The organism is Nocardia carnea NBRC 14403 (genome assembly GCF_000308515.1).
GTDB lineage: Bacteria > Actinomycetota > Actinomycetes > Mycobacteriales > Mycobacteriaceae > Nocardia > Nocardia carnea.
On record NZ_BAFV01000017.1, the window covers coordinates 1 to 5,447 of the forward strand.

The window sequence follows — 5,447 nt, forward strand, 5'->3', positions numbered from 1 at the left end:
TTGTGTGCGTGTGTTCTTTGAGAACTCAATAGTGTGTTGATGAATGTCAGTGCCAAATATTTAATTTGGTTTCGGTTCTTCATACCCCCGTGTGGAGGGCCGAACATTTAAGTCAGCTAAATTCCAGCTGGCGATTTGTTTTGCTAGGTTTTCGGACTCTAGTTTGTACTTTTGATTGCGCCTTCGGGTGTGATTGTGAGTCTTCAACGGAGAGTTTGATCCTGGCTCAGGACGAACGCTGGCGGCGTGCTTAACACATGCAAGTCGAGCGGTAAGGCCCTTCGGGGTACACGAGCGGCGAACGGGTGAGTAACACGTGGGTGATCTGCCTTGCACTCTGGGATAAGCCTGGGAAACTGGGTCTAATACCGGATATGACCTGCAGTTGCATGACTGTGGGTGGAAAGATTTATCGGTGCGAGATGAGCCCGCGGCCTATCAGCTTGTTGGTGGGGTAATGGCCTACCAAGGCGACGACGGGTAGCCGGCCTGAGAGGGCGACCGGCCACACTGGGACTGAGACACGGCCCAGACTCCTACGGGAGGCAGCAGTGGGGAATATTGCACAATGGGCGGAAGCCTGATGCAGCGACGCCGCGTGAGGGATGACGGCCTTCGGGTTGTAAACCTCTTTCGACTCCGACGAAGCGAAAGTGACGGTAGGAGTATAAGAAGCACCGGCCAACTACGTGCCAGCAGCCGCGGTAATACGTAGGGTGCGAGCGTTGTCCGGAATTACTGGGCGTAAAGAGCTTGTAGGCGGCTTGTCGCGTCGATCGTGAAAACTCGGGGCTCAACCCCGAGCTTGCGGTCGATACGGGCAGGCTTGAGTACTTCAGGGGAGACTGGAATTCCTGGTGTAGCGGTGAAATGCGCAGATATCAGGAGGAACACCGGTGGCGAAGGCGGGTCTCTGGGAAGTAACTGACGCTGAGAAGCGAAAGCGTGGGTAGCGAACAGGATTAGATACCCTGGTAGTCCACGCCGTAAACGGTGGGTACTAGGTGTGGGTTTCCTTCCACGGGATCCGTGCCGTAGCTAACGCATTAAGTACCCCGCCTGGGGAGTACGGCCGCAAGGCTAAAACTCAAAGGAATTGACGGGGGCCCGCACAAGCGGCGGAGCATGTGGATTAATTCGATGCAACGCGAAGAACCTTACCTGGGTTTGACATACACCGGAAACCTGCAGAGATGTAGGCCCCCTTGTGGTCGGTGTACAGGTGGTGCATGGCTGTCGTCAGCTCGTGTCGTGAGATGTTGGGTTAAGTCCCGCAACGAGCGCAACCCTTATCTTATGTTGCCAGCGCGTAATGGCGGGGACTCGTGAGAGACTGCCGGGGTCAACTCGGAGGAAGGTGGGGACGACGTCAAGTCATCATGCCCCTTATGTCCAGGGCTTCACACATGCTACAATGGCCGGTACAGAGGGCTGCGATACCGTGAGGTGGAGCGAATCCCTTAAAGCCGGTCTCAGTTCGGATCGGGGTCTGCAACTCGACCCCGTGAAGTTGGAGTCGCTAGTAATCGCAGATCAGCAACGCTGCGGTGAATACGTTCCCGGGCCTTGTACACACCGCCCGTCACGTCATGAAAGTCGGTAACACCCGAAGCCGGTGGCCTAACCCTTGTGGAGGGAGCCGTCGAAGGTGGGATCGGCGATTGGGACGAAGTCGTAACAAGGTAGCCGTACCGGAAGGTGCGGCTGGATCACCTCCTTTCTAAGGAGCATTCTCCACGCCGGCCCACAGTGGTGGGTGCGGGTTGTGGCAGAGCCACTTCGGAAACGAATGTTTTCCGGTGGTTGCTCATGGGTGGAACGCTGACAATCTCCATCACGTATGGCTGAGGCTGTAGTTCTCGGTGCTGGTGGATATATCAACACACTGTTGGGTCCTGAAAGAACAGGCGTTCTTTCCAGGCAATAAACATGATCTGCTCGGATTTTCTGAGATACTGCCGGCTCTGTCGGTGAGTCCAGGAGTTCGGTTCGAGTGGGTGTGTTGTTTGAGAACTGCACAGTGGACGCGAGCATCTTTGTTTTGTAAGTGTTTTAGAGCGTTCGGTGGATGCCTTGGCACCAGGAGCCGATGAAGGACGTAGGAGGCTGCGATAAGCCTCGGGGAGCTGTCAACCGAGCTGTGATCCGAGGGTGTCCGAATGGGGAAACCCAGCACGAGTGATGTCGTGTTACCCGCCAGTGAATATATAGCTGGTGTGGAGGGAACGTGGGGAAGTGAAACATCTCAGTACCCACAGGAAGAGAAAACAACATGTGATTCCGTGAGTAGTGGCGAGCGAAAGCGGATGAGGCTAAACCATGCGTGTGTGATACCCGGCAGGGGTTGCACGTGTGGGGTAGTGGGGCTCACTTTCTTGTTACTGCCGTGACAAGCAACAGTCAGAAAAGATCGTGTTAGTCGAATTGGTCTGGGACGGCCAACCGTAGACGGTGAGAGTCCGGTAGGCGAAAACACGTTCTCTGTTGTAGTGGGTTCCCGAGTAGCAGCGGGCCCGTGAAATCTGCTGTGAATCTGCCGGGACCACCCGGTAAGCCTGAATACTCCCTGGTGACCGATAGCGGACTAGTACCGTGAGGGAAAGGTGAAAAGTACCCCGGGAGGGGAGTGAAATAGTACCTGAAACCGTGCGCTTACAATCCGTCAGGGCCTTCGAGCAGTTTACTGCTGGGGGTGATGGCGTGCCTTTTGAAGAATGAGCCTGCGAGTTAGTGGCATGTGGCGAGGTTAACCCGTGTGGGGTAGCCGTAGCGAAAGCGAGTCCGAATAGGGCGTTTGAGTCGCATGTTCTAGACCCGAAGCGGAGTGATCTACCCATGGCCAGGGTGAAGCGACGGTAAGACGTCGTGGAGGCCCGAACCCACTTAGGTTGAAAACTGAGGGGATGAGCTGTGGGTAGGGGTGAAAGGCCAATCAAACTCCGTGATAGCTGGTTCTCCCCGAAATGCATTTAGGTGCAGCGTCGCGTGTTTCTCACCGGAGGTAGAGCTACTGGATGGTCTAGGGGGCCCACAAGCTTACCGAAATCAGCCAAACTCCGAATGCCGGTGAGTGAGAGCGCGGCAGTGAGACTGCGGGGGATAAGCTTCGTAGTCGAGAGGGAAACAGCCCAGATCGCCGGCTAAGGCCCCTAAGCGTGTACTAAGTGGAAAAGGATGTGGGATTGCGCAGACAGCCAGGAGGTTGGCTTAGAAGCAGCCACCCTTGAAAGAGTGCGTAATAGCTCACTGGTCGAGTGATCCTGCGCCGACAATGTAGCGGGGCTCAAGTACACCGCCGAAGCCGCGGCAGTCGCACATATACATCCACATACTCCTACGGGGGTGTGTGCAGTGGTGTGGCTGGGTAGGGGAGCGTCGTGTAGCCAGGGAAGCAGCGGGGTGACCTAGTTGTGGAGGCTGCGCGAGTGAGAATGCAGGCATGAGTAGCGAAAGACGAGTGAGAAACTCGTCCGCCGAATGACCAAGGGTTCCTGGGCCAGGTTAATCCGCCCAGGGTGAGTCGGGACCTAAGGCGAGGCCGACAGGCGTAGTCGATGGACAACGGGTTGATATTCCCGTACCCGTGTATCCGCGCCCAATGGCGAATCATCTGTGCTAAGTGCCCAAAACCTGATGGACCTCCTTCGGGAGGCCGGATGGGGCTGCGCATGACCCTGGGTGTAGTAGTCAAGCGATGGGGTGACGCAGGAAGGTAGCTGGGCCAGTCAGTGGTTGTACTGGTGTAAGCCTGTAGGGCGAGTGGTAGGCAAATCCGCCATTCATGTGCCTGAGAGGTGATGCGTAGCCGATTGAGGCGAATTCAGTGATCCTATGCTGCCGAGAAAAGCCTCTAGTGAGTTGGTACACGGCCCGTACCCCAAACCGACACAGGTGGTCAGGTAGAGAATACTAAGGCGATCGAGAGAACTGTGGTCAAGGAACTCGGCAAAATGCCCCCGTAACTTCGGGAGAAGGGGGGCCCGAGCTGGTGACCGGCTTTACGCCGTGAGCTGGTTTGGGCCGCAGAGACCAGAGAGAAGCGACTGTTTACTAAAAACACAGGTCCGTGCGAAGTCGTAAGACGATGTATACGGACTGACGCCTGCCCGGTGCCGGAAGGTTAAGAGGACCGGTTAGCGCTTCGGCGCGAAGCTGAGAATTTAAGCCCCGGTAAACGGCGGTGGTAACTATAACCATCCTAAGGTAGCGAAATTCCTTGTCGGGTAAGTTCCGACCTGCACGAATGGCGTAACGACTTCTCTGCTGTCTCGACCACAGACTCGGCGAAATTGCATTACGAGTAAAGATGCTCGTTACGCGCGGCAGGACGAAAAGACCCCGGGACCTTCACTATAGCTTGGTATTGGTGTTCGGTACGGTTTGTGTAGGATAGGTGGGAGACTGTGAAGCATGCACGCCAGTGTGTGTGGAGTCATCGTTGAAATACCACTCTGATCGTATTGGACCTCTAACCTCGGACCATGATCTGGTTCAGGGACAGTGCCTGGTGGGTAGTTTAACTGGGGCGGTTGCCTCCCAAAATGTAACGGAGGCGCCCAAAGGTTCCCTCAGCCTGGTTGGCAATCAGGTGTTGAGTGCAAGTGCACAAGGGAGCTTGACTGTGAGACAGACATGTCGAGCAGGGACGAAAGTCGGGACTAGTGATCCGGCACCGGCATGTGGAAGCGGTGTCGCTCAACGGATAAAAGGTACCCCGGGGATAACAGGCTGATCTTCCCCAAGAGTCCATATCGACGGGATGGTTTGGCACCTCGATGTCGGCTCGTCGCATCCTGGGGCTGGAGTAGGTCCCAAGGGTTGGGCTGTTCGCCCATTAAAGCGGCACGCGAGCTGGGTTTAGAACGTCGTGAGACAGTTCGGTCTCTATCCGCCGCGCGCGTTGGAAACTTGAGGAAGGCTGTCCCTAGTACGAGAGGACCGGGACGGACGAACCTCTGGTGTGCCAGTTGTCCCGCCAGGGGCACGGCTGGTTGGCTACGTTCGGAAGGGATAACCGCTGAAAGCATCTAAGCGGGAAGCCTGTTCCAAGATGAGGTTTCCCACCACCTAGAGTGGTTAAGGCCCCCTACAGACCATGGGGTTGATAGGCCGGAACTGGAAGCCAGGTAACTGGTGGAGGTGACCGGTACTAATAGGCCGAGGGCTTACAAACAAAGGTTGCTACGCGTCCACTGTGCAGTATCTGAAACAACACACAGATACAGAAGACACCCGAGAATCGGGGAGTCGGTGATGATCGCCCGAGGGTGGTTGATCCGGGACTCCGGGAGCAGGGGGTGGCTCTCTGTGGATAGTTTCATAGAGTTACGGCGGTTATAGCGGCAGGGAAACGCCCGGTCCCATTCCGAACCCGGAAGCTAAGCCTGCCAGCGCCGATGGTACTGCACTCGACAGGGTGTGGGAGAGTAGGACACCGCCGGAACATA

Annotated in this window: 3 rRNA genes; all 3 read left to right on the plus strand. The window is 56.2% G+C overall.

Features of this window, described 5'->3' with window-relative positions:
• The first annotated feature begins 203 nt into the window (after positions 1–203).
• The 3 genes from ON22_RS05300 (at position 204) to rrf (ending at position 5,443) form a co-directional block, all read left to right on the plus strand.
• Positions 204–1,720 (plus strand): 16S ribosomal RNA (locus tag ON22_RS05300).
• 321 nt (positions 1,721–2,041) lie between these two features.
• Positions 2,042–5,173 (plus strand): 23S ribosomal RNA (locus tag ON22_RS05305).
• A 153-nt stretch (positions 5,174–5,326) separates the two neighbouring features.
• A 5S ribosomal RNA gene (rrf, locus tag ON22_RS05310) occupies positions 5,327–5,443 on the plus strand.
• The 16S, 23S and 5S rRNA genes sit together here, the layout of an rRNA operon.
• Positions 5,444–5,447: the final 4 nt, after the last annotated feature.